The 24,898-nt window shown below is 65.8% G+C and carries 23 protein-coding genes; 5 read left to right on the plus strand and 18 right to left on the minus strand.

All coding sequences use genetic code 11. The annotated features are described in order from the left end of the window. Positions 1 to 3: 3 nt before the first annotated feature. Entirely contained in the window at positions 4 to 1,380 is a 1,377-nt protein-coding gene (locus ACN9M1_RS02220) for an aminopeptidase P N-terminal domain-containing protein (protein WP_426397011.1), read from the minus strand. Positions 1,381 to 1,619: 239 nt separating this feature from the next. Here ACN9M1_RS02220 and ACN9M1_RS02225 point away from each other — a divergent pair, with 239 nt between their 5' ends. Next, positions 1,620 to 3,692 (plus strand): putative bifunctional diguanylate cyclase/phosphodiesterase, encoded by a 2,073-nt coding sequence (locus tag ACN9M1_RS02225; RefSeq protein ID WP_426397012.1) that lies wholly within the window; start codon positions 1,620 to 1,622, stop codon positions 3,690 to 3,692. A 13-nt stretch (positions 3,693 to 3,705) separates the two neighbouring features. Here ACN9M1_RS02225 and murU read toward each other — a convergent pair whose 3' ends face one another. The 4 genes from murU to ACN9M1_RS02245 are packed head-to-tail and all read right to left on the minus strand — an operon-like array spanning position 3,706 to position 6,525. Then, entirely contained in the window at positions 3,706 to 4,407 is a 702-nt protein-coding gene (murU, locus tag ACN9M1_RS02230) for an N-acetylmuramate alpha-1-phosphate uridylyltransferase MurU (RefSeq protein WP_426398779.1), read from the minus strand. A gap of 8 nt (positions 4,408 to 4,415) precedes the next feature. Further along, positions 4,416 to 4,733, minus strand: a complete 318-nt coding sequence (locus ACN9M1_RS02235; protein ID WP_426397014.1) for an AzlD domain-containing protein — start codon at positions 4,731 to 4,733, stop codon at positions 4,416 to 4,418. Beyond that, on the minus strand, positions 4,730 to 5,455 hold the full coding sequence (locus ACN9M1_RS02240; RefSeq protein ID WP_426397016.1) for an AzlC family ABC transporter permease: 726 nt from the start codon (positions 5,453 to 5,455) through the stop codon (positions 4,730 to 4,732). The genes ACN9M1_RS02235 and ACN9M1_RS02240 overlap by 4 nt, the downstream gene beginning before the upstream one ends. Next, entirely contained in the window at positions 5,455 to 6,525 is a 1,071-nt protein-coding gene (locus ACN9M1_RS02245) for an aminoglycoside phosphotransferase family protein (protein WP_426397018.1), read from the minus strand. Before ACN9M1_RS02245 ends, ACN9M1_RS02240 begins: the two co-directional genes overlap by 1 nt. Positions 6,526 to 6,690: 165 nt before the next feature. Between ACN9M1_RS02245 and ACN9M1_RS02250 the strand changes: the two genes are divergently transcribed. The 4 genes from ACN9M1_RS02250 (at position 6,691) to rsmA (ending at position 12,608) form a co-directional block, all read left to right on the plus strand. Then, positions 6,691 to 9,120, plus strand: a complete 2,430-nt coding sequence (locus tag ACN9M1_RS02250) for an LPS-assembly protein LptD (RefSeq protein WP_426397020.1) — start codon at positions 6,691 to 6,693, stop codon at positions 9,118 to 9,120. A 7-nt stretch (positions 9,121 to 9,127) separates the two neighbouring features. After that, positions 9,128 to 10,624: a peptidylprolyl isomerase gene (locus ACN9M1_RS02255; protein ID WP_426397022.1), complete on the plus strand. Its 1,497-nt coding sequence runs from the start codon at positions 9,128 to 9,130 to the stop codon at positions 10,622 to 10,624. A gap of 89 nt (positions 10,625 to 10,713) precedes the next feature. Further along, the gene (gene pdxA, locus ACN9M1_RS02260) at positions 10,714 to 11,727 is read left to right on the plus strand and encodes a 4-hydroxythreonine-4-phosphate dehydrogenase PdxA (RefSeq protein ID WP_426397024.1); all 1,014 of its coding nucleotides are present in this window, start codon (positions 10,714 to 10,716) and stop codon (positions 11,725 to 11,727) included. Positions 11,728 to 11,762: 35 nt separating this feature from the next. Beyond that, positions 11,763 to 12,608 (plus strand): 16S rRNA (adenine(1518)-N(6)/adenine(1519)-N(6))-dimethyltransferase RsmA, encoded by an 846-nt coding sequence (gene rsmA, locus ACN9M1_RS02265; RefSeq protein ID WP_426397026.1) that lies wholly within the window; start codon positions 11,763 to 11,765, stop codon positions 12,606 to 12,608. Here the strand turns inward: rsmA and ACN9M1_RS02270 are convergent. The 13 genes from ACN9M1_RS02270 to lnt form a co-directional block, all read right to left on the minus strand. Next, positions 12,595 to 13,500, minus strand: a complete 906-nt coding sequence (locus ACN9M1_RS02270; protein ID WP_426397027.1) for a DMT family transporter — start codon at positions 13,498 to 13,500, stop codon at positions 12,595 to 12,597. The two genes, rsmA and ACN9M1_RS02270, sit on opposite strands and share 14 nt — an antisense overlap. Then, positions 13,484 to 13,891 (minus strand): lactoylglutathione lyase, encoded by a 408-nt coding sequence (gloA, locus tag ACN9M1_RS02275; RefSeq protein ID WP_426397029.1) that lies wholly within the window; start codon positions 13,889 to 13,891, stop codon positions 13,484 to 13,486. Before gloA ends, ACN9M1_RS02270 begins: the two co-directional genes overlap by 17 nt. A gap of 68 nt (positions 13,892 to 13,959) precedes the next feature. Beyond that, a complete protein-coding gene (locus tag ACN9M1_RS02280) occupies positions 13,960 to 14,541 on the minus strand; it encodes a dual specificity protein phosphatase family protein (RefSeq protein ID WP_426397031.1) in 582 nt (193 codons plus the stop codon). A 27-nt stretch (positions 14,542 to 14,568) separates the two neighbouring features. After that, positions 14,569 to 15,060 (minus strand): hypothetical protein, encoded by a 492-nt coding sequence (locus ACN9M1_RS02285; protein ID WP_426397033.1) that lies wholly within the window; start codon positions 15,058 to 15,060, stop codon positions 14,569 to 14,571. After that, the gene (locus ACN9M1_RS02290; RefSeq protein WP_426397034.1) at positions 15,057 to 16,196 is read right to left on the minus strand and encodes an MGDG synthase family glycosyltransferase; all 1,140 of its coding nucleotides are present in this window, start codon (positions 16,194 to 16,196) and stop codon (positions 15,057 to 15,059) included. The genes ACN9M1_RS02285 and ACN9M1_RS02290 overlap by 4 nt, the downstream gene beginning before the upstream one ends. A gap of 101 nt (positions 16,197 to 16,297) precedes the next feature. Then, positions 16,298 to 17,041 (minus strand): hypothetical protein, encoded by a 744-nt coding sequence (locus ACN9M1_RS02295; RefSeq protein ID WP_426397036.1) that lies wholly within the window; start codon positions 17,039 to 17,041, stop codon positions 16,298 to 16,300. Between the two features lie 54 nt (positions 17,042 to 17,095). Beyond that, positions 17,096 to 17,962, minus strand: coding sequence for a M48 family metallopeptidase (locus ACN9M1_RS02300; protein WP_426397038.1), 867 nt, complete (start codon positions 17,960 to 17,962; stop codon positions 17,096 to 17,098). Next, positions 17,959 to 18,711: a lysophospholipid acyltransferase family protein gene (locus ACN9M1_RS02305; RefSeq protein ID WP_426397040.1), complete on the minus strand. Its 753-nt coding sequence runs from the start codon at positions 18,709 to 18,711 to the stop codon at positions 17,959 to 17,961. Before ACN9M1_RS02305 ends, ACN9M1_RS02300 begins: the two co-directional genes overlap by 4 nt. Before the next feature lie 11 nt (positions 18,712 to 18,722). Further along, the gene (gmhB, locus tag ACN9M1_RS02310; RefSeq protein ID WP_426397042.1) at positions 18,723 to 19,310 is read right to left on the minus strand and encodes a D-glycero-beta-D-manno-heptose 1,7-bisphosphate 7-phosphatase; all 588 of its coding nucleotides are present in this window, start codon (positions 19,308 to 19,310) and stop codon (positions 18,723 to 18,725) included. Between the two features lie 22 nt (positions 19,311 to 19,332). Further along, a complete protein-coding gene (gene glyS, locus ACN9M1_RS02315; protein WP_426397044.1) occupies positions 19,333 to 21,426 on the minus strand; it encodes a glycine--tRNA ligase subunit beta in 2,094 nt (697 codons plus the stop codon). 85 nt (positions 21,427 to 21,511) lie between these two features. Continuing rightward, positions 21,512 to 22,171, minus strand: coding sequence for a hypothetical protein (locus ACN9M1_RS02320; protein ID WP_426397046.1), 660 nt, complete (start codon positions 22,169 to 22,171; stop codon positions 21,512 to 21,514). After that, on the minus strand, positions 22,168 to 23,163 hold the full coding sequence (glyQ, locus tag ACN9M1_RS02325; protein ID WP_426397048.1) for a glycine--tRNA ligase subunit alpha: 996 nt from the start codon (positions 23,161 to 23,163) through the stop codon (positions 22,168 to 22,170). Before glyQ ends, ACN9M1_RS02320 begins: the two co-directional genes overlap by 4 nt. A gap of 174 nt (positions 23,164 to 23,337) precedes the next feature. After that, positions 23,338 to 24,849 carry an apolipoprotein N-acyltransferase gene (lnt, locus tag ACN9M1_RS02330; RefSeq protein ID WP_426397050.1) on the minus strand — a complete coding sequence of 504 codons (1,512 nt, stop codon included), beginning with the start codon at positions 24,847 to 24,849 and terminating at the stop codon, positions 23,338 to 23,340. Positions 24,850 to 24,898: the final 49 nt, after the last annotated feature.

The following is a 24,898-nucleotide window of genomic DNA, read 5'->3' on the forward strand; positions in this document are numbered from 1 at the left end:
CCGTCATTGCTGGCCTCGCATCACCGCTTCGATTTCGTCCACGGCGACGGGCACGTCGCGCGTGATGATCTCGCAGCCTTCGGGCGTGACGATGGCGTCGTCTTCAATGCGGATGCCAATGTGCCAATACTGCTCGGGCACGCCGGGCGCGGGGCGCACGTAGATGCCGGGCTCGACCGTCAGCACCATGCCTGCCTCGAGCGGGCGCCAGGGGCGTTCACCTTCCGCGGGGGCAGCGCCCGGCGTGCGGTATTCGCCCACGTCATGCACGTCCATGCCGAGCCAGTGGCCGGTGCGGTGCATGTAGAACTGGCGGTACTGGCCGCCGGCGATCACGTCGTCGAGCGTGCCGACGGTGTTCGCGTCGAGCAGGCCGGTGTCGAGCATCCCTTGGGCCAGCACGCGCGTGGCGGCGTCGTGCGGCACGTTGTAGGGCACGCCGGGGCGCGTTTCGGCAATGGCCGCTTCCTGAGCGGCCACCACGAGTTCATACAGCTCGCGCTGCGGACCGGTGAAGCGGCCGTTCACGGGAAACGTGCGGGTGATGTCCGACGCGTAACCATCCAGCTCGCAGCCGGCGTCGATCAGGCAGAGATCACCGTCGCGCAGTTCCGCATTGCCCGCGCGGTAGTGCAGCACGCAAGCGTTTGGGCCGGTGGCGACGATGGAGTTGTACGCGACGCTCTGCGCGCCGTGGCGGCGGAACTCGTACAGCAGTTCCGCTTCGAGGTGGTATTCGCGCAGGCCAGCGCGGGAGGCCTGCATGGCACGCACGTGCGCCCCGGCGGAGATGCGCCCGGCGCGGCGCATGATGTCGAGCTCGCCCGCATCCTTGAACAGGCGCAGCTCGTCGAGGATGGCGCGCACGTCCAGCGCCTGGTGCGGCGACGACACACCCGCGCGGCCCTGCATGCGCACGGCATCGAGCCAGCGGCGCATGCGGCGGTCGAACGTGCCGCTCTCGGCCAGCGGATAGGCCACGGCCGCCGCGTTGGCGAGCAGCTTGGGCAGCGCCGCGTCAATCTCTTCCACGGAATGCGCCTCATCCAGGCCGAAGGCTTCGCGGGCACCTTCGGGGCCGAAGCGGAAGCCGTCCCAGATTTCGCGCTCTTCGTGCTTGGGGCGGCAGAACAGGACGCTACGCGCGGGGCCATTGCCAGCCGGCACCACGATGGCGAGCACGGCTTCGGGTTCGGTGAAGCCGGTCAGGTAGTAGAAGTAGCTGTCGTGCCGGTAGGGGTAATCGCTGTCGCGGTTGCGCATCGCCTCCGGTGCGGTCGGCACGATGGCCACGCCGCCGCCCGCTGCGCGCAGCCATTGCGCGACGCGTTCGCGGCGCTGGCGATAGGTCTGGAGGAAAGCGAGTTCGGTGGCGGACATGGCGTGTTTTCCAGCAGCAAAAAGGATGCGTCGATTGTAACGCCGCCCCGTGGCGGCGATCTGGGCCATCCCGGCCATCTGGGCGCATCTCAATTGCAAAGAAAATTGTGACGTGCCGGGCAGTCGTCTAAAGTCTCGGCCCGGCGCGGTCGATAGACCGTTGTGTCGCTTCTTTATGTTGTGACCTCCGCCTGCATTGAAATGGCCGCATTGGCTCGCTCTGCTCCGAAGGAATCCCGATGCTCGCCAGCAGCTATAACCCGCTTCTTGTTCTCCTGTCGCTGTTCGTGGCCATCCTGGCGGCGTATACCGCGCTGGACATGGCGGGACGGGTGAGTACCGCACGCGGCCGCGCCGCACTGTGGTGGCTGGTCGGCGGGGCATCGGCCATGGGGCTGGGTATCTGGTCGATGCACTTTGTCGGCATGCTGGCCTTCAGCCTGCCGATTCCGCTTGGCTATGACGTAGGCATCACGCTGGCGTCCTTGGCCATCGCGATTGCTGCGTCGGCGTTTGCGCTGTGGCTGGTCAGTCAGCGGGAATTGCCGTGGTCACGGCTGGCCGGCGGTGCGCTGCTGATGGGTGCCGGCGTGGCGGGCATGCACTACACGGGCATGGCCGCGCTGCGCATGACGCCGGGTATCCATTACGATCCGGCGATGTTTGCGCTCTCGGTGCTGGTTGCCGTGTTGGCCTCGGGTACGGCACTGTGGATTACCTTCCACCTACGTCGCCAGTCGTACCGTGTACGTGCACTGCGCGCCGGCTCTGCCGTGGTAATGGGCGTGGCCATCGTCGGCATGCATTACACGGGCATGGAAGCCGCGGCGTTTCCACTGGGCAGTGTGTGCAGCGCGGCCCGCACCGGCGTGAGCGCCGAATGGCTGGCGCTGGTGATCGTCATCGTTACGCTGGCCGTGCTGGCAATCGCGCTCATCATCTCCGTGCTCGACATGCGGATGGAGGCGCGTACCACGGTGCTCGCCAACTCGTTGGCCGAGGCGAACGAAGAGCTCGCCTATCTGGCGTTGCACGACAACCTCACCAAGCTCTCCAATCGCCTGCTGCTGGACGATCGCCTGAACCAGGCTATACGCACCGCAGACCGCGAGAAGCGTCGCTTCGCGGTGATGTTCATGGACCTCGACGGCTTCAAGGCCGTGAACGATGTGTATGGCCACCATGTCGGCGATCTGCTGTTGATCGACGTGGCGCAGCGCATCGTCAGCCGCGTGCGCCAGCAGGACACCGTGGCGCGTGTCGGTGGTGATGAGTTTGTCGTGCTCGCGCAGGTGGACGATCCGCAAGACGCCGGCAGCCTGGCCGATGCGCTGCTGGAGGTGGTGCGCGAGCCGTTCATGGCGGGCGGGCATGAGTTGCGTGTGTCCACCAGTGTTGGCATTGCGATCTATCCGGGTGATGGCGCCAACCAGCACGATCTGCTCACCAATGCCGACGCGGCCATGTACCACGCCAAGGGCCTGGGCCGGAACGCCTACTGCTTCTTCGAGCCTTCGATGAACGCCAACGTGCACAAGCAGTTGCAGCTTGTGCAGGACTTGCGCCTGGCGCTGGAGCGCAATGAACTCGTGCTGTACTACCAGCCGAAGTTCCACGCGCCCGACGGCCCCATCACCGGTGTCGAGGCGCTGGTGCGCTGGCAACATCCGGTGCGCGGTCTGGTGCCGGCCCACGAGTTCATCCCCCTGGCCGAAAAAACCGGCCTGATTGTGCCGCTCGGCGCTTGGGTGCTGGATGAAGCGTGCCGCCAGATGGCGGAGTGGCGCCGCGAGGGACACACCACGTGGACGGTCGCCGTGAATCTGTCCGCGCTGCAGTTCAGCCACGCCGCGCTGATCGACACCGTGCGCGACGCGCTGGCCCGCCATGCGCTCGATCCGCACAGTCTAGTGCTGGAGATCACGGAATCCACCGCCATGCGCGATGCCGATGCAAGCCTGCACATCCTTCAGCAACTGGATGCGATGGGCGTGCGCATTTCGATCGACGATTTCGGCACGGGTTATTCCAGCCTGCTGTACCTCAAGCGCTTGCCCGCCAGCGAACTGAAGATCGACCGAGGCTTTGTGCGTGACCTAGCGCACGACACGGAAGATGCGGCCATCGTCTCTGCCATCGTGGCGCTGGGGCAGACGCTGAACCTGCGCATCGTGGCTGAGGGCGTCGAGACCGCCGAGCAGCAGGCATTTCTGACGCGGCTCGGCTGTGATTCGCTGCAGGGCTATCTGCTGGGCCGCCCAATGACGGCGGAATCGCTCAGTGCCGCGGTGGCTAACGGCGTACCGGCATAAAGGACTCAGGGACTCAGCGCGAGCGCACTTCGGCGTCGAGTGCGGCCAGTTGGGCTGGCGTGCCGACGTTTTCCCAGCGGCCATCAAAGCGCTCGCCCGTGGCGCGGCCCTCGGCAATCGCCTGGTGGTACAGCGGCGTCATGGCCATCCGCGTGCCGGGCGCGATGCCGGCAAACAGGCGTGTGTCGTACAGGCCGATGTTGCCGAACGTGAGGCGCTCGGTGCCGTCGGTGTGGAGTGCGCCTGCGTCATCCAGGGCGAAATCACCGCGCAGGTGGTACGGCGGATTGGGCACCATCACCAGATGCATGCCCGGCGTGGTCTGCGCAGCCAATGCCGGTGCACGTTCGCGCAGCGCGGCGTAGTCGTAATCGCAAAACACATCACCGCTCACGGCGATGAACACGCTGTGGCCATCACCGGCATGCAGCAGCGGCATCGCCTGGACAACGCCGCCCGCCGTCTCCAGCGCTTCGCCTTCGGGCGAATACGCGAGGCGCACGCCCCAGGCGCTGCCGTTGCCGAGTGCGGATTCGATCTGCGCGCCGAGCCACGCATGGTTGATGACGATGTCGCGCACGCCGGCAGCGGCCAGGCGTTCGATCTGCCACACGATCAGCGGTTTGCCGCCCACGTTGAGCAGTGGTTTGGGCGTGTGGTCCGTCAGCGGGCGCATGCGGTCACCGCGGCCGGCAGCAAAAATCATGGCTTTGATCGTGGAGTTCAAGCCATCACCTTCATCAGAATCAGTAGAACAGCCATGCCGCCGACGATGGTCCACATCGCGCTTTTCGTCACCCGTGCGATGACGATGCCGGCGATCAGGCGCGGGTTGTCGGCGGACACGGCCAGCGCGCCGTCGCGCATCAGCAGATCAGGCGCGATCAGCGCGGTGAGCATCGCCGCCGGCACGTAGGGCAGGGCGCTGCGGAACCACATCGGCAGATTCATGCGCCCTTCGAGAGCGATGAATGACAGGCGGATCAGGTAGGTGGCCGCGCCGGAAATCAGCAAGACGCCGAGCAAGATGAGCGCCTTCATGCTGCGATCTCTTTTTTCGGTCGGCTCACCAGCCGCTCAACGATCGCGCCGATGGCGATACCCACGCACGCCGCGCTCATCAGCCCAAGCTTGTGCGGCCAGCCCGTCCACGCCACGGCCAGCGCCGCACCAGCCAATGCGGCCGCCAATTGCGCCCGCGTGCGCAGCGACGGCACCACGATGGCGATGAACGTGAGCGGCAGGAAGAAATCGAGCGGCCACGTGGTCGGTACCTGCGCGCCCAGCACTACACCGACGGCGGTCGATGCTTGCCAGCTCGTCCACAACGCCACGCCGGCACCAAGGAAGTACCAATGGCGATACGCCGCTTCCTCGCTGCCAGGCTGCGCCGTGACCACGCGCCGATTCATGGCGGCGAACGCTTCGTCCGTCAGCAGATAAGCAATCAGCCATTTCCAGCGGCGCGGCAGATGCGCCAGCGCCGGGGCGATGCTGGCGGAGTACAGCGCATGCCGCAGGTTCACCATCGATACCGTGGCCGCAATGATCAGCGCGGGCGCGCCGCCGGCCCACAGTTGCACGAGGATCATCTGCGAGGCGCCGCCGAACACGATGGCGCTCATCGCCACCGCCAGCCATGCAGGCATGCCCGCCGACGTGGCCAGCACCCCGTAGATCAGCCCAAACGGCACCACGCCCAGCAGCATGGGCGCAAGCGCCAGCGCACCGGCGCGGAATTCAGTCGCGCGGGGGGATGGCATCAGAACGTGTAGCCGATCTGCTGGGCGCGGTCTTCGAGCTGATCGAGCAGGCGAGCGAGCGGCGCCAGCGCGTTGTAGCGGCTGCACACGCGGCGCAGGTACGCGATGAAGCGCGGGGTGTCTTCCACGTAGCCGGTCTTGCCGTCGCGGTAGCACAGGCGCGCGAAGATGCCGGCCACCTTCAGGTGACGCTGTGCGCCCATCCATTCGAGCGCACGGTAGAACTCGCCAAAGTCTTCATCGACCGGCAGGCCGGCTTTGCGCGCGGCTTCCCAGTAGCGCACGGCCCAGTCGAGCTCCTCTTCTTCTTCCCACGAGAGGAAGGCGTCGCGCAGCAGCGAGGCCACGTCGTACGTGATCGGGCCGTAGACGGCGTCCTGGAAGTCCAGCACGCCAGGCTGCGACGTGTCGGCCGCGTTGATCATCAGGTTGCGCGGCATGTAATCGCGATGCACGTACACGCGCGGTTGGGCCAGGGCGCTGTCGACCAGCAGCTTGAACACCTTGTCGAGCGATTCGCGCTGCGTGGCATCCAGCGGGCGCTGCAGGTGGCGATCGACGTACCAGTCCGGGAATAGCGCCAGTTCGCGACGCAGCAGCGCTTCGTCGTACGGCGGCAGCTCGCCTTCGCGCGAGGCCAGTTGCCAACGCACCAGCGTGTGGATGGCCGGGCGGAACAGCGTGTTGGCGTAGGCGAGGTCGAAATTGTGCTCGCGCAGCGATTGCAGGTAGGTTTGCGGGCCCAGGTCGGTCAGCAGCAGGAAACCTTGCGTGAGGTCTTGTTCCAGCACCTTCGGCGCATGCACGCCGGCGCCGTTCAGCAGACCGGCCACGTGGACGAAGGGGCGGCAGTCTTCCTGGGGCGGCGGCGCGTCCATGACGATCAGCGTGCCGGGTTGGCCGTTGACAGCGCCTTCCACGCGGAAATAGCGGCGGAAGCTGGCATCGGCCGAAGCCGGCTGCAAGGTGTCGATGCGCAGACCATGGGCGGCGGGCAATGTGCCGAGCCAGTCGCGCAGGGGTTGAAGGCGCGCGTCGTTTGCGCCGGTGGCGCCAGGGGTCGAAGCCATGCTGAGGGAACGCTGGAATGGGGCTGGAAGGAAGCCCCGTATAATACCCGACCGAGTTTCGCTGCGAGTGCCCGCAAGCCCTGCCAGGGCCGTGCCCGGCGGCGGAATACCGACGATGATGTGTCCGTGCGCGCCTGTGCGCGCGCAGCCCAGCTCCCGATCTGCATGACCGAACCGAACCGAGCCAGGAAACCCCGGCAGCGCCCCGCTGTGACCGTGCCCGAGCTGGCGAGCGCCAACCGCCGCCGCACGCTGGCATTGCGCCCGCTGGTGTTTGCGCTGGCGGGTGTCTGGACGGCGACGTCGAGCGCGCAAAGCCAAGACATCGCGCAGCCAACGGCTTCCACGGCGACGCCCGCTTCCTCCGTGACGGCACTGTCCACGTCCGGCCCCACTACGCCGGGCGGCAGCCCGCTGGTGCCCAAGATGGCCGAGCCGATTCAGCGGCCCGACAACACCGTCCCCTCGTTTGCCGCCGCCGACGCGATGGACGGCCGCACCAACGAAGACGTCCACCTGCGCGGCAATGGCGAGTTGCGCCGCAACGGCACCGTCATCAAGGGCGACACGCTGGATTACAACCAGGACACCGACGTCGCCACCGCCACCGGCAACGTGCGGCTGTTCAAGGGCGGCACGCTCGTCACCGGCCCGGACGCCAAGCTCAAGGTCACCGCCAACGAAGGCACCATGAGCACGCCGTCCTACGAATTCCACACGACGGGCGGCCGCGGCACCGCCGAGCGCATCGACTTCATCGACAAGGACAACAGCCGCATCACGCGCGGCACGTACACCACGTGTTCGCCCGACAACGTTGACTGGTACTTCAGCGCCAGCCGCATCGATATCGACAGCGACCGCCAAGTCGGCTCCGGCCGCAACGGCGTGCTGCACTTCATGGGCGTGCCGGTGTTTGCCACGCCGATGATGGACTTCCCGCTCAACGACGACCGGCGCAGCGGCATCCTCCCGCCGGTGTTCGGCTACAACAGCCGCAGCGGCGCTGACCTGACGCTGCCGTACTACTTCAACATCGCGCCCAACCGGGATCTGACGCTGTACCCCCGTCTGCTGACCACGCGTGGCCTGCAACTGGGCGCAGAATACCGCTATCTCGGTGCGTCATACGGCGGTGTCCTGCGCGGCGAGTTCCTCCCCGATGACCGCGAGGCTGGCCGCAACCGGTGGTCGTTCGCCGTGCAGCACACCCAGCGCCTGGCGCCGGGTCTGAACGCCTACGTCAACTACAACAAGGTCTCCGACAGCACGTATCCGGACGACCTCGGCCGCAGCATCGTCCAGGCGACGCAGCGCCAGTACGTGCAAGAGGGCGGCGTCACCTATTCGTTCGGCGACTGGGTTGCGCTGGCGCGCGTGCAGAAGTTCCAGACGCTGTCGACCGCCACCACGCCGCTGTCGCCGCCGTATGAACGTGAGCCGCAGCTGAACCTGACGTACAACCGGTACGACGTCGGCGGCTTCGACATCAATTTCCAGACCGACTACACGCGCTTCTCCATTCCGGTGGACAACGTCGTCCAGGGTGAGCGTCTGTTCATGCAGCCGACGATCAGCTATCCGATCATCCGCCCGGGCTGGTTTGTCACGCCGAAGTTCATCCTGAACGCCACGTCGTATCGACTGGATCGCCCGGCCGGCGACACGCAGCAATCGCAGATCAACCGCACGCTGCCGACGTTCTCGCTCGATTCCGGCATGACGTTCGAGCGCGATGCTTCCGTGGTCTCCAAGCTGTTTGGCGTGAGCTATATCCAGACCCTGGAGCCGCGCCTGTTCTACGTGTACACGCCGTACCGCGACCAGTCGCAGATTCCGCTGTTCGACACCGCGCAGTCGGACTACAACCTCGGCCAGATCTTTACCGAGAACCCGTACACCGGGTATGACCGCATCGCCGACAACAACAAGCTGACGGCGGGCGTGACCACGCGCTTCATCGAGGCGGAATCGGGCATTGAGCGGTTGCGCGCCACGATTGCGCAACGTATCGACTTCGAAGGCCAGCGCGTGACGCTGGCCGGTGCCGCGCCCACGTCGGTGCGCCGCTATTCGGATCTGCTGGGTGCGACCACGATCCAGATGTTCCGCGGCATCTTCTTCGATACGAACCTTCAGTACAATCAGGACATCGATCGTCTCATGCGCTCGACCGTGGCGCTCAGCTGGAAGCCCGAAGCCAACAAGGTGATCAACCTGGGCTACCGCTACTACCGGCAAGATGCCAACACTGGTCAGTTGCCGCTGGAGCAGGCCGATATCTCGGCGCAGTGGCCGATCACGCGGCGCCTGTACGGCCTGGGCCGCATCGGTTACGACATGGATGCGAAGAAGCCGTCGGACATGCTGCTGGGCCTCGAGTATGTCGCCGACTGCTGGGTTGGCCGGCTGGCGGTGCAGCGCTACAGCAACGCGGTTTCGGGCTATACGACACACATCTTTGCCCAGATCGAGTTCAAGGGCCTGTCGAAGGTGGGGAACAATCCGATCGACGTGATTCGTCTGAACGTGCCCGGCTATCAGCCGGTGTCCGCTCAGCCGATTACGCCGTCCGTGCTGGATCAATATGAATAACGACATCATGGCTTTCCAATCGACCGCTTCTGCCACGCGCGTGGCATCTTCGGGCCGTCTGCCTATACGTAAGGCGACTGCGACCGGCATGCTGGTGGCACTGATGGCGGGCGTCATGCTGTCGCCTGCCGTCCTGGCGCAGCAGACGCAACCGGCCAAGAAGGGTGCCGTGCGCGGCATCTTCGCCAACCCAACTTCGTCGCCCAGCCAGCCGCTGCTGCAAGGCACGCTACCCGGGCCGGCGGTGAGCGGCGCACCACGCAGCCAGCTCGTTGACGAAGTGGTGGCCGTGGTCAATACCGACGTCATCACCCGCCGCGAGCTGCTTAATCGGGCGGATCTGGTGGAGCGCACCTTCCAGGCGCAGAATCGCCCGCTGCCACCGCGCGCCGATATGCTCGGCGAGGTGCTGGAGCAATTGATTCTGGAACGTGTGCAGGCGCAGACCGCCAAGGAAAGCGGCATCCGTGTGTCGGATGCCGATGTGGATCGCGCCGTGGAAACCGTGGCCCAGCGCAACAACCTGACGGTACCGCAGCTCAAGAGCAAGCTGGCGGAATCGGGCATGGCCTACAACAAGTACCGTGAGGACCTGCGCCAGGAAATCCTGATGGCGCGCCTACGTGAGCGCGACGTGGACTCCAAGGTCCAGGTGTACGACGGTGAGATCGACAACTTCCTGGCGCAGCAGGGCGGTGGTGCCGCTGCCGCTGGCGAGCAGCAATACAACGTTGCGCAGATCCTCGTGCCGGTGGCCGAGGGCGCCTCGGCAGACCAGAAGGCCGCAGCGCGCAGCAAGGCCGAGGCGCTGCTCAAGCAAGCGCAGGGTGGTGCTGATTTTGCCAAGCTTGCGCGCGAGAATTCTGCGGCGCAGGAGGCCTCGCAGGGCGGTGAACTGGGCCTGCGCCCCATCGGCCGTCTGCCGGCCGTGTTCGCCAACGCGGTGATCGACATGAAGGCCGGTCAGGTGGGCAGCGAGGTGATCGAAAGCCCGGCTGGCTACCACGTGATCAAGCTGCTGGAAAAGCGCGCGCCGAGCACGGCCATCGCCACCAAGGTGCAGCAGACGCAGGTGCGCCACATCCTGATCAAGACCGGCGCAACCATGTCGGCCGATGACGCGCGCCGCCAACTGGCCGGTCTGCGTGATCGCATCGTGCACGGGTACGATTTTGGTGATGCGGCACGTCGCTACTCGCAGGACGGTTCGGCGAGCGCGGGCGGCGAGCTGGGCTGGGTATCGCCGGGCCAACTGGTGCCGGAGTTTGAGCAGGCGATGAACCAGCTCAAGCCGGGCGATGTCTCGCAGCCGGTGCAGAGCCAGTTTGGCGTGCACCTGATCCAGGTGGAGGGCCGCCGCGAGGCCGAGGTGCCGGTGGACCGCCAGCGCGACTATGCGCGCTCGGTGATCCGCGAGCAAAAGGTGCAGGCGGCGTACGAAGACTGGCTGCGTGAACTGCGTGACAGCGCCCACGTGGAATACCGCGTCAACCGTCAGCAGTAAGCGACGGCATTGCGCAATCGCACACGGCCGCCTGCGGGCGGCCGTGGTGTTTCTAGAATGACATCGACTCCTTTGCAGACAAGCGTCGCATGCTGAACATTGCCATCACCACCGGCGAGCCCGCCGGCATCGGTCCGGACATCACCGTGGCAGCCCTGCTGCACCTCGCGCGGCAGGCGTCGCGCTATGCCGACGTGCAGTGGCACGTGATCGGCAATGCCGCTTTGCTGCAGGAGCGTGCCCAGGCTATCGGACAGGGCGATTTCTGGCGTGCTGTGTCGACGGCGCTGACCATCGTCGATCGGCCGTTGGGTGCGCCGGTGCGTGCGGGGTTGCTCGATGCCGCCAACGGCCGCTATGTGCTGGATGTGCTCGACGCCGCCATCGACGGCTGCCTACTGGACACGGCCGATCGTTACGACGCGATGGTCACCGCGCCCGTGCAGAAGAGCACCATCAGCGACGCGGGCGTGTCGTTTACCGGTCACACCGAATACTTGGCCGAGCGCAGCCGCACGCCGCGGGTGGTGATGATGCTGGCTGGCCCGCAACCCGCGCACAACAACGCCATGCTGCGTGTGGCACTGGCAACCACGCATCTGCCGTTGCGTGAAGTGCCGGATGCGATTACGCCCGAGGTGCTCGACGAGACGCTCGACATCCTGCAGCAGGAACTGCGCGCGCGCTTTGCGGTGAACGCACCGCGCATCTTCGTGACGGGGTTGAACCCGCACGCCGGCGAGTCGGGCCACCTCGGCCGCGAAGAGATCGAAGTGATCGAGCCGGCCATCGCCCGTGCGCTGGAGCGTGGCATCAACGTGCGGGGGCCGTATCCCGCCGATACGCTCTTCCAGCCGCGCCTGCTGGCGGAGGCGGATTGCGTGCTGGCGATGTATCACGATCAGGGCTTGGCGCCGCTCAAGTACGGCACCTTCGGCCGTGGTGTGAACATCACGCTCGGGCTGCCGTTTGTGCGCACCTCGGTTGACCACGGCACCGCGCTGAATCTGGCGGGCACGGGTCGCGCCGAGTTCGGCAGCATGATCGAGGCCATCGACACGGCCATTGCCATGGCGCGCCAGACGGCCCGCGCACCTTCCTGATTTCTGTTTTCTCTTTTTTGACTGCGAGTTTCGCGATGGCACGACCCACGATCGGCGTTCACCAGGGGCACCAGGCCCGCAAGCGCTTCGGCCAGAACTTTCTGGTGGATGACGGCGTGATCCACGCCATCGTGGCCGCCATCGATCCGCAGCCGGACGACGTGCTGGTCGAGATCGGCCCCGGCCTGGGCGCGCTCACCGTGCCGCTGATGGAGCGCGTGCGCACGCTGCAGGTGGTCGAGCTGGACCGGGATCTCGTGGCGCGTCTGCAGAAGCGCTTTGGCGATCGGCTGATCGTGCATGCGGGGGATGCGCTGGCGTTCGACTTTGGCTCGCTGCATGAGGCAGGGCGATCGCTGCGCATCGTGGGCAACCTGCCGTACAACATTTCGAGCCCGCTGCTGTTCCACCTGGCGGCGTTTGCCGACCGCGTGCGCGATCAGCACTTCATGCTGCAGAAGGAGGTGGTCGACCGCATGGTGGCCGCGCCGGGCAGCAAGGCGTTCAGCCGGCTCTCGGTGATGCTGCAGGTGCGGTATTACATGGAGCAGGTATTGGATGTGCCGCCGGGCTCGTTCAACCCGCCGCCCAAGGTGGATTCGGCTGTGGTGCGGATGATTCCGTGGCCGGCGGACAAATCGCCGTATGCGCCGGTGGACATGCGCGCGTTGGGCACCGTGGTGACGATGGCGTTTTCGCAGCGGCGCAAGGTGCTGCGCAACACGCTGGGCGCGCTGCGTGATGTGATCGATTTCGAGGCGCTCGGCTTCGACCTGGGCCGTCGCGCAGAAGAGGTGCCGGTGGAAGACTTTGTGGCGGTAGCGAACGCGCTGCCGGCCAACCGGATTGCCGGCAGCGTGTCAGACCTTAGCGAAGATTGACGAGCAGGATGCCGGACAGCACCAATGCTGCGGCCAGCGCAAACCGCAGGCCGACCGGTTCGTGCAGTAGCAACACGCCAAAGGCCACGCCAAACAACGGCGTCAGGAACGAGAACACTGACAGCCGCGACGCCAGGTAACGGCGCAGCAGCCAGAACCACGCCAGGTAGCTCGCAAACGCAATCAGCACGGACTGGTACGCGAGGCTCGCCAGCGCGGTCGGCGTCAGGTTGGCGGTGAAGACCTGGCCGGTGCCCAGCGCCATCACCATCAGCAGCACGGCGGAGACGGCCAACTGATACAGCAGCGTCTTGGCCGCTGGCGCATTCGACAGCTTGCTCGCCCGCACGACGATGGTCGTGGCGCCCCATAGCGCGCCCGCAACCACACCCAGTGCATCGCCCACCGATGTCGACGGGCCCGCAGCCGGGCGCAGGATGCCGTCGGCAAACGCCAGCACGATCCCCGCAAAGGCCACCGCAATGCCGAGCCACTGGCGCGGCCGCAGGTGCTCGCCCGGCACAAAGACGTGCAGGCCGAGCGCGGTGAACACGGGTGCGGTGTACACGAAGACCGCCATGCGCGAGGCCGTCGTGTAGCCCAGGCCGATGAAGATGCAGAGGAACTCGACGCCGAACAGCAAGCCAGCGACGAGGCCGCCCGGCAGCGTGCCATCGCGCACCGACAGGCACGTACCGCGCCACAGCGCAAACGCCAGCACCAGCACCGAAGCAATCGTGGAGCGCACGCCGGCCTGCATGATCAGCCCCACATCGTGCGCGGCGATCTTGATGGCGACCTGCTGGAAGCCCCACGACATGCACAGCACCAGCATCAGCCCGATGGCGATGCTGTCCAGCGGCCGGCGGACCGCGTCAGTGGCGGTTGCCATCGGGCATGGAGCGCGCCTGGATCAACTCGATCTTGTAGCCGTCCGGGTCTTCCACAAAGGCGATGATGGTGCTGCCGCCCTTGACCGGGCCGGCTTCGCGAGTGACCTTGCCGCCTGCGTTGCGGATCTGGTCGCAGGCCTGTGCGGCGTTGTCGACTTCAATGGCGAGGTGGCCGAACGCCGTGCCGAGTTCGTACTCGCTCACGCCATAGTTGTAGGTCAACTCGATGACGGTGTTACCGGCCTCCGGGCCGTAGCCGACAAACGCCAGCGAGTACTTGTATTCGGGGTTGTCGCTGGTGCGCAGCAATTGCATGCCGAGCACCTGGGTGTAGAAGTCGATCGAGCGCTGCAGGTCGCCGACGCGCAGCATGGTGTGGAGCATTCGCATGGAGGTTCCTTCTTGGGGGACTGCGGGAAGGCAACATTGTAGGAGCGGATGCCCGAACGTGCAGAAGCCTAGCCCTCGACCTGCCGGCGCAATTGCTCGATATCCACCCGCTGCAGATAGTGCGTGATGTTCTGCCAGATGGCGTGGAAGCCGTAGCCGCCGTGTTGCAGCTCTTCCAATGCCTGCTCTTTCGTCCAGCCCTGGTACACCACGCGGTACAGCGCCGAGACCAGCCCTGTGCGGTCCGCGCCGTGCTGGCAGTGGATCAGCACCGGACCATCGTGGTCGAGCGCGCGCAGGGCCTTGAGCGCGGTCACCATATCGGTGTCGCGGATGTTCCACGTATTGATGGGAATGCGCTGCAGCGTGATGCCGCTGCCGGCCAGGATCTCGCTATCCGAATGGAAGGCGCGGAAGCTGATGACCTTGCGGATGCCGAGCTTTTGCAACTGCGGCACGTCGTCTTTCGAGAGCTGTGCGCTGCGGTAGAGCGAGGGCGTGATGCGGTGCAGATTGTTCACCGGCGACTCCGGTACGTTCTGCGCCCATTGCAACGGGCGGATGGCGGGTGCGGGTGTTGACTCCGCGCTGCCGAAGGTCAGCACACCAGCAAACAGGAAAACGGCAGTGGCAACGGCAAGAATGCGCATGGCGATCGGGGGGAGTGCGGTCGTCGATCAGCGTGCCGCAGTGCGCGCACGCGAGATGAAGAACAGGGCGAAGGCGGCGGCGCTCATCGTCCAATAGTCGGTTGGGGCAAAGGCGATCCAGTGGATGTGCCACGGCACGTAAGCTGGCGTGAACTTCGCGATGCCGTACGCGGGGTTCAGCACGAACCACAGAAAATCTTCCACCAGCCAGAAGAGCATGATGCAGGCGATGATGCGTGCCTCGATGCGCCACGACCATTGGCCGTTGAAGACCACCGGCAAGTGGAAGAACAGCGCCACGAACGGGAACACCCAGGCGTGGTATCCCGTCATCGGGCGGCCGCCCCAGAAGAGGTCGAGCAGCCAGTGTTTTTCAATCCGCCAGGTGGGCAGATTGGCGGCCCAGCCGGCGCTGCCTTCGATCTGGATTTCGACATTGGCGAAGAAGAACCCAAGCAGCACCACCCAGGCCACCAGCGCCAGCGTGCGGCGCTGCGGAACGAACGTGGCGGCGTTCATGCGGCGTCAGCTTGCGCGGTGAGCCCAAGCACGCGATCGAGCACGAACTGACCCGCGTGCGGACGGCCCAGGGGCCCGATCTTGCGCCGCATGGTGGCCAAGCGGTCGGGCTCACGGAGCAGCGCGTGAATGCGGAACTCCAGTGCCGCATCGTCGATGGCCTTGAGCGCAACGCCCTGTTCGAGCAGGAAATCGGCATTGCGCTCTTCCTGGCCGGGGATGGGCGAGTTGACGATCATCGGCAACTGCATCGCCAGGCATTCAGAGGTGGTCAGCCCGCCCGGCTTGGTGATGACGAGGTCCGCGCAGGCCATCAGGCGTTCCACCTGCTGCGTGAACCCCTGCGGGAAGAGCCGCCCCGGATGGCGTTGCGCAACGCGCTGAAGCGCTTCGAGCATCGTCTTGTTCTTGCCGGCCAGTGCCACGAGCTGAAAGTCGCCATCCATCGCCAGCAGGCGTTCGGCCAGGGTATCCAGGCCGCCCAGACCGGCGCCGCCCGACATCATCAGGAACGTCTTGCGTTGCGGATTGAGGCCGAACTCTGCCGCACACATGGCACGGTCGAGCGGCTTGCCGAAGGCCGGCATGATCGGAATGCCGCTCACGTGCACGGCATCCGCAGCCAGACCGCGCTCGCGCATGCGCCAGGCGATTTCTTCGTTGGCCGCAAAGTAGCCGCGCATATTCGGCACGATCCACATGCTGTGCAGATCGAAGTCCGTCACCTGCACCCACACCGGCACGTCGAGGTGCCCCTTGCGCAGTTCACGCGAGAGCAATTCCGCCGGCAGAAAATGTGTGCAGATGATGGCGTCGGGGCGCTGGCGCTTGATCTCGGACAGCAGCGCGCGGCAACTGAGTCGCTCCACGGCGCGGCGCAGCTTTTGCGACAGCGCGCTGGGCGCAGCCTCGTCCGTCTTTTGATAGAGATAGCCCCACAGCGCCGGCTGGCTGCTGACCAACTTGATATAGAAATCGGTGTACAGCTTGCGAAAGCCGGTCGACACGAAGTCCATCACATCGAGGTGCGTGGCTTCGATGCCGGCGGGGTGCGCATCGGCATAGGCGCGGATGGCCTCGGCGGCCCGCATGTGGCCGGCGCCAGCGCTGACGCTCAGGAGCAGAATCTTTTTCATGGTGGTGGCAGAAGCCCGGCTTCATGATGCCGGGGTGCCGTATTCTCCACCAACTCCGCTGTGCTGCGGAATGCGCCTTCCGGTTAGGGCGCAAACAGACCCTAACGTCGCACGATGGGCGGAAGGTCGATCCGCGTGTCGGCGTCGCAGCCCAGGAATTGCCACTGGCTTGGTTTGAAGCGCGCATCGGGGCCATCGGGTTCAGGCTTGGCGAATTCCGCCACGATGTCGTAGGGAATCGAAGGCACATGGAAGCTAGCGATCTGCCCACGTTTGCAAGCGACGGATGCGGGCTGACCCTCCCGGGTCAATTTCCCGTGCTTGTTGTATGCGAACAGTGGACCGATGCGCTGGTCCTCGCTCAAGACGAGTTTTGCTCCGCCGGACACATCCATCGCATCCGTGGTGACACCAGCGACGCGCACCGGATGGGGAAACCGTACAGCGCGCAGACCCCGCAATGCGAGGGGCATGTCTTTCTCGCCGTTGTCGAACGGGTCGTAGCGGTGGATCTGGCTGCCGGCCGGAATGACCAACTCGCCGTACTGAAAATCGCGATCGAGGATGAAATCTTCTCGCGCGGCTTGGTTCGCGGATTTTTCTCTGATGTCGAGCGTAGTACTGTGCATCTGGTAAGCCACGAGACCCGCCCACAGATCTGCTACGGCCAGGAAGACCGCCAGCCCCCACATCCATCGCCGCGCTTTCCGAGAGAGCGGAGGTTGCTTCGTGCGCCACCTTGCCACGACGACGCAGGCCATTGGAATCGTACCGAACACGCCGATGAGCGGCACGATGAAGAGAACGAAGAACGCCAGCAGGGAGAAGACGGGAGCGAAGATCATGAAGGCTGGCGCAGCGCGTGCAAGCCCTGCGCAGGCAGATAAGGGGCGAACCCCTTAGAACGCCGGCAGATATTCCGGCGGATGCGAGCGCAGCTGTTCGCGCGCTTCTTTAAACTCGGGGAAGATCGATTCGACCGTATCCCAGAAGCGCGGGCTGTGGTTCATCTCTTTGAGGTGCGCCAGCTCGTGGGCAACCACGTAGTCGATCAGGCTCATCGGAAAATGCACGAGGCGCCAGTTCAGGCGGATCTTGCCGTCCGCCGTGCAGCTTCCCCAGCGTGTGGCGGCGGAAGACAACGCATACGCGCTATGCCGCACGCCGAGTCGCTCGGCGTACACCTCGAGCCGCTCGCCAAATAGGCGCCGCGCTTGCGTCTGCAGCCAGCCTTGTACGCGGTCCTTGATCTGCTGTTCGGTGGTGGAAGGCGGCAGGCCCAGGTGCAGCACGCACGCGTCCGCGTCGAACATCAGCGCGCCGATGGGCGACTCCAGCTTGAGCGTGACGGTCTTGCCCAGGAAGGGCAGCGTGGCGCCGTCCTCCCACGCCATGGGCGGCAGCATGCGGCGCGCAGCATTCGTGCGCCATTCGGCCAGCTTGGCGAAGATCCACTTCTGCTTTTCGGCGATGGCGTGTTCGATCTCGCTGAGCGTGACCCAGCGCGGTGCCGTGATGGACAACCCGCGATCGTCGATGACAAAGCCGATGGTGCGTCGCGATGAGCGCTTGAGGTTGTAGACCAAGGCGCGCTCGCCCAATGTCAGGCGACGCTGGTTGGGCCCAAGCGGCGCGGCAGGATCGGAAGCAGGCGGTGTGAGAAGCGGAGCGTGCGGCTGCGGTTCGACTTCCGGCGCGAGCAGCGGCAACTCAAGCTGAACGCTGTCGGCAGTGGTGGGCGAAGTCGGGGGTCGCAGCAGTTTCATGCGCGCTCGCGGTAGCTATCGGCGTCGATTCTACGCATTTCTGCTTCGATCCACGCTTCGACTTCGCGGTTGAGCTCGTCGCTGGTCTTGCCGGCGGTCGAGATGGCCGGGCCGACCGACAGGGTGATCAGCCCCGGATACTTCAGGAACGAATTCCGCGGCCATACGCGCCCGGAGTTGTGTGCGATGGGGATGACCCACGCGCCGGTATCCACGGCAAAGCGCGCACCGCCGCTCTTGTAGCGCGGCTTCGGATCGCCCGAGCGGGTGCGCGTGCCTTCCGGGAACATGATCACCCACGCGCCATCCGCCAGGCGTTCCTTGCCCTGGCGGGCGACCGAGGCGAAGGCGTTGGCGCCGTCCTTGCGGTTGATGTGCACCATCTTGAGCATGCCCAGGGCCCAGCCGAAGAACGGCACGTACAGCAGTTCGCGCTTGAACACGTAGCACAGCGGGCGCGGCATGGTGGCCACGAACGCCATGGTTTCCCACGCCGACTGATGCTTGGAGAGCAGCACCACCTGCTTGTTGGTGGCAACGGCCTCTTCGATGTGCTCCCAACCCTGGTATTGCCAGCGGATGCCGACCATCCAGCGCGCCATCCAGATGGCGGATTTGGTCCAGCCCGACACCATCCAGAACCGGCGGGCCGGGTTCATGAACGGAAACACGATGAAGCAGGCCACCGCATAGATCGGCGTCCAGACGATCAGAAACAGCAGGTACAGCAGGGAGCGGATAAAAGTCATTGGGGGCGAATTCAAGGGGCACCGGGGGCACGCGAGGGCGTGCTGTGGGGCGCGGGGGACAGCAGCGCACGCGCAAACGCGCGCAGGTCCTGGTGAATCTGGGTGCCCGGAGGCAGGTTGCCGGCATCGCGGGTCTTGGTGCCCTTGCCGGTTAGTACGAGGTGCGGCACGGCGCCGACTTCCACGCCGGCTTGCAGGTCGCGCAGCGAATCGCCGACCACCGGCACGCCAGCTAGGTCGACGTCGAAGCGGCGCGCGATTTCGATGAGCATGCCGGCCTTGGGCTTGCGGCAGTCGCAGGCATCGGCGGCGGTGTGCGGACAGAAGAAGACGGCATCGACGCGCCCGCCGTAGGTGGCGAGCGCCTTGTACATCTTCTCGTGCATCGCATTGAGCGCAGCGGCTTCGAACAGCCCGCGCCCGATGCCTGACTGGTTGGTTGCCACCACCACCTGGTAGCCGGCCTGGTTCAGCTCGGCGATCGCTTCCAGGCTGCCGTCGATGGGGATCCACTCGTCGGGCGACTTGATGAACTGGTCGCTGTCGAGGTTGATCACGCCATCGCGGTCGAGGATCACCAGCTTGGGGATGTGGGGCATGTCAGGCTCCGGAGCACCAGGCTTAGGCGGCCAGCTTGGAGATGTCCGCCACGCGGTTCATCAGGCCGTGCAACTGGCCCAACAGTGCGAGACGGTTGTCGCGCAGGGCGGTGTCGTCGGCCATCACCATCACGCCGTCGAAGAAGGTGTCGACCGCTTCGCGCAGGCCAGCCAGCGTCTTGAGCGCGGTAGTGAAATCGCCGCGCGCAAACGCATCGTGCACCTGCGGCTCGGACGAGGCGACGGCGTCGTGCAATGCGCGCTCGGCGTCTTCCTTGAGCAGTTGCGGCTGCACCGCGCCGATGGCGACGTCCGTCTTCTTCAGAATGTTGGTGATGCGCTTGTTGGCGGCAGCCAGGGCTTCGGCCTGCGGCAGGGCGGCAAACGCGCGCACGGCTTCGAGGCGGGCGACGATGTCGTCCAGGCGCTGCGGGCGCTGGCTGACCACGGCTTCCATCTCGTTGGTGCTGTAGCCCTTGTCCTTCAGGTAGCCGCGCAGGCGGTCATACAGGAAGTCGGTGATGGCAGCCAGGTCCGGCTTGACCGCGGCAATGCCGTCGAAGCTGGCGGCGGCACTCTGCAGCGCGTCGTCGATGGTGAGCGTGAGCGGCTTCTCGATCAGCATGCGCAGGATGCCCAGCGCGTGGCGGCGCAGCGCGAACGGGTCTTTCTCGCCCGTGGGTTGCAGGCCGATGCCCCAGATGCCGACCAGTGTTTCCAGCTTGTCGGCCAGCGCCACCACGGTGCCGGTGGCGGTGGTGGGCAGCGCGTCGCCGGCAAAGCGCGGCTGATAGTGTTCGGAGCAGGCCAGCGCCACGTCGTCGGGTTCGCCGTCGTGGCGGGCGTAGTAGGTGCCCATCGTGCCTTGCAGCTCGGGGAATTCGCCCACCATGTCAGTCAGCAGGTCGGCCTTGGCCAGCAGCGCACCGCGCGAGGCGTGGGCGACATCCGCACCGAGCTTTTCAGCGAGTTGGCCGGCAATCGCTTGCAGGCGCGATACGCGCTCAAGTTGCGTGCCGATCTTGTTGTGATAGACCACGCGCGAGAGCAGCGGCACACGGTCGGCCAGCGGCTTCTTCTTGTCCTGCTCGAAGAAGAACTGCGCATCGGCCAGGCGCGGGCGCACCACGCGCTCGTTGCCTTCGATGATGGCCTCGGGCGTGCTGGTGGCGATGTTCGAGACGATCAGGAAGCGGTTGCGCAAGTGGCCCTGTGCATCGGTCAGTGCAAAGTACTTCTGGTTGGTCTGCATGGTCAGGATCAGGCATTCCTGCGGCACGGCGAGGAAGGCTTCCTCGAAGTGGCAGGGGTAGACCACGGGCCATTCGACCAGCGCGTTCACTTCGTCCAGCAGCGACTCCGGCATGACGACCGTATCGGCGCCGGCCGTCTTGAGCAGCTCGGCGCGGATGGCGTCCTTGCGCTTGGCATAGCTCGCGATGACCTTGCCTTGCGACTCCAGCGTGCTCGCGTACGAAGTGGCGTCCTGGATGACGATTTCGCCGGCTGACAGGAAGCGGTGGCCCAGCGTGACGTTGCCCGATTGCAGGCCAAACGCACTGACCGGAATGACTTCGCTACCCAACAGCGCAATCAGCTTGTGCGCCGGACGCACGAACTGGACGTTGTCACCGTTCGGGCGCTGGTAGGTCATCACCTTCGGGATCGGCAGGTTGGCGATGGTTTGCGACAGCGCGGTCTGCAGGCCATCAGCCAGCACAGCGCCGCGTGCGGTGTAGCGGTAGAAGAGCGCCTCGGCCTTGCCGTCCGGGGCGCGTTCGAGCGATTCGGGGGCGATGGCTTCCACGCCCACCGTCTTGGCCAGCGCGGCCAGCTTCTTGATGAGCGGTGCGGCAGGCTTGCCCTCGGCGTCGAAGGCGATGGTCACGGGCAGCACCTTCTCGCGCAGTTCGCGATCGGGCGCGGTTCGGCGCACGCCGGTGATCGATGCGGCTAGGCGGCGCGGCGTGGCAAAGCCTTCCACGGCAGCGCCTTCTTCGAGCAGGCCTTGCGCCGACAGACCGTCAAACAGGCCGCGCGCAAACGCCTCGCCCAGGCGGGCCAGCGCCTTGGGCGGCAGTTCTTCGGTCAGCAGTTCGATCAGGAGGGTGGACATAGCGTTTGAATCGGTGACGTCGTTGTTCTGCGCCGCTTACGTGCTGTGTGCGGCGGTTACGTTGTTAGGTTCAGATCAGCAAGGCTTAACAGGGCGAACCCGGCACGGGCTCCACGCCCGAGAGCAGCCACACGCCGCCCTGCTGCTGGAACTGCAATTGGGTACCCGCGCATTGCCCCGGCGGAGGCGGCGGCGCAATCGGCGCAGGGTTGGTCCCAGGCGCAGCCGCATCGCGGCGCAGGAAGCGGGCCGACAGCGTGCCGCGTCGCGCGTCGTAGCGCACCTCTTGCAGCGTGCCCGACACGTTGAATTCGAGCCGGCTCGGCAGTTGGGTCGACGCGCGGAACACGCGCGCACGGCGCTGCGCCTTCGCCCCCACGCCTTGCCATTCCACCCACGTGAACGGGAAGCGCAGGGCGGTGGCGTACGTGCGCAGCGGCACACGGTGCCAGCCGAGGTCACGCGCGCCGGACAGGTCGCAGGCCATGGTCCGCGCCAGGCTCGTCCATTGGTCGAGCGCGGGCGGGGGCGGCGTCCAGGCGCCGTTCAGCGCTTGCTGCAGCGGCTTGGCGTCGGCCACGCACATCTGCGTCAGGTTGCTCGGCACCACGTAGATCTTCTCCGTCGACGCCGGCTTGGCCGTGCGATGCCGCGCCGCTTGCGCAACGCTTGCCGGCAGCGCCAGCGCGCCGATCGACGCTGCCGTCAGCAGCGCCAGCCCGCGTCGCGCACGGGTGGCCGTCATGCGGCCTCCGTGGTCTTGGCAGCGGTGGCGGACGAGCCGCACATCGGGAAGCCCAGGCGCTCGCGTGAGTCGTAATAGGCCTGCGCCACCGAGCGCGACAGGTTGCGGATGCGGCCGATATAGGCCGCGCGCTCCGTCACCGAAATGGCGCCGCGTGCGTCCAGCAGGTTGAAGGTGTGGCCGGCCTTGAGCACTTGCTCATAGGCGGGCAGGGCGAGTTGTACCACCGGTGCGTCGCTCTGCGCAGCGGCATCGCCGTCTTTACCTTCTGCGGGCGCGCCCATCAGGCGCTTGGCCTCGGCTTCGTGTTCGGCAAAGCGGCGGAACAGCACGGCGGTGTCCGCGTGTTCGAAGTTGTAGGTCGATTGTTCGACTTCGTTCTGGTGGTAGACGTCGCCGTAGGTCAGGCGGCGGGTGACCGGGCCGTTCGGGCCGGGTTCTTCCCATTCGGTCCAGACGAGGTCGTAGACGTTCTCGACCTTCTGGATGTACATCGCCAGGCGTTCGATGCCGTAGGTGATTTCACCGGTGACGGGCTTGCAATCCAGGCCGCCCACCTGCTGGAAGTACGTGAACTGCGTGACTTCCATGCCGTTGAGCCAGACTTCCCAGCCGAGGCCCCAGGCGCCGAGCGTGGGGTTTTCCCAGTCGTCTTCCACAAAGCGGACGTCGTTCTGCTTGAGGTCCAGGCCCAGCGCTTGCAGCGAACCGAGATACAGGTCGAGGATGTTTTCCGGTGCCGGCTTGAGCACCACCTGATATTGGTAGTAGTGCTGCAGGCGGTTCGGGTTCTCGCCGTAGCGGCCGTCCTTGGGGCGGCGCGACGGTTGCACATACGCGGCACGCCACGGCTCGGGGCCGATCGCGCGCAGGAAGGTGTGCACGTGCGAGGTGCCGGCGCCGACTTCGAGGTCGATCGGTTGCAGCAGGGCGCAGCCCTGGGCGTCCCAGTACGACTGCAGCTTGAGAATGATTTGCTGGAAAGTAAGCATGGTGGTACCCGTTGGTCCGTCGTGGCAACGCCGCGCGGCGGTGGAATGCAGCGGCGGGCACGGCGCGCTTTGCTGCGCGCAGTGACGTGCATGATCGCCGTAAAACATTGAATTTTAGCGTTTTTTGTCAGCCGCCCCGGAAAGTGTCTCGAAAGTCCTCCGGGCGGCCAACGCTCAGTTCGCGCCGGCCTTGCGACGGCGTACGAATGCGATCAGCAGCACCAGAGCGCCCAGTCCAACCGCCGGGGCGTTGCCCACGCGCACAAAGGGCGTCAGCCCTTGTGTGCCTTGCACGTCAGCCTGCAGCGTGCCGAGCGTGAAGACGGGCAGGCGCGCCTGCACGCTGCCGTCCGGGCGCACCACGGCGGTGGCGCCGGTATTGGTGGCGCGCAGCATCGGGCGGCCCGTCTCCAGCGCACGCATGCGCGAGATCTGCAGGTGCTGGTCCAGCGCGATGGTGTCGCCAAACCACGCCAGGTTCGTCGTGTTGGCGAGGATCGTGGCCGGCTGATCGGCATGGCGCAGCGAGGCAGCAATCTCCTCGCCGAACAAATCTTCGTAGCAGATGTTGGGGGCGATGCGCTGGTCCGCTACGGGCATGGGCGGCTGCACCAGTTGGCCGCGCCGGAAATCGCCAAGCGGCATGTTCATCATGTTGACGAACCAATGGAAACCGAGGGGGATGAACTCGCCGAAGGGCACGAGGTGGTGTTTGTTGTAGCGGTACACGCTCTGGAACTGCGGGCCGACGCCGAACACGCTGTTGGTGTAGTCCACCGCCGAGTCCTGGCTGGCGGCGCCAAACAGCACGCTGGAGCCCGTCGTGTCCACATACGTGCGGATAGCCAGCGCGATCTCCTGCGGCATGTCCTGGATCATGATCGGGAAGGCGGTCTCGGGCGTGACGACCAGCTGCGCGGGCTTTTCCGTGACCATCTTGGTGTACAGCTCCAGCGATCGCTCGATGCCGGTCTGCTGGAACTTCACGTCCTGCGGCACATTCCCCTGCAGGAGGCGCACGGAGATCGGCTTGCCCACCGGCTGCGTCCACGCAATGCCGTGCAGTGGCCAGCCAGCCACCAGCACGATGGCGCCCGCGATGCCCGCCAGCCAGTGCAGGCGGCGTTCAGCCGCGACGCACAGCAGGCCAGCCAGTACGGCGGCGATCAACACGATGCCGTACACGCCCACCAGCGGCGCGTAGCCGGCCAGCGGGCCTTCGGTGTGCGCATAGCCGCCGTTGATCCAGGGGAAACCTGTCCACACGGTGCCGCGCAGCCATTCCGCAATGGCCCACGCTGCACCGAACACCAACGCCGATGCCGCACCGGACCACCGCCCGCGCCGCGTCAGCCATTGCCACACCCACATGGTCAGCGCCGGATGCAGGGCCAGATAGCCCGCGAACAGCAGCACGGCCAGCGCGGCCATCCACGCGGGCATGTCGCCGTAGACATGCATGCTGATATAGAGCCACCACACGCCCGACAGGAACCAGCCCAAGCCGAAGGCATAGCCGACCCACGCCGCATCACGCAGACGCGGCGCACGCTGCACGAGCGCCGCCAGCCCCGTCAGCGAGAGGATCTGCAGCCACCACCAGTGGTTGGGCGCGAACGACAGCGTATGCATGACGCCCAGCAAGGCCGCCAGCGGTATCGCAAAACGCAGGCGTGCCAGTGGCACGGCGGGCGGCACAAGGGGAGCATCCTGCCGACGGGAACGGTCGGCAGGG

This window comes from Ralstonia sp. R-29, from assembly GCF_049913345.1.
GTDB lineage: Bacteria > Pseudomonadota > Gammaproteobacteria > Burkholderiales > Burkholderiaceae > Ralstonia.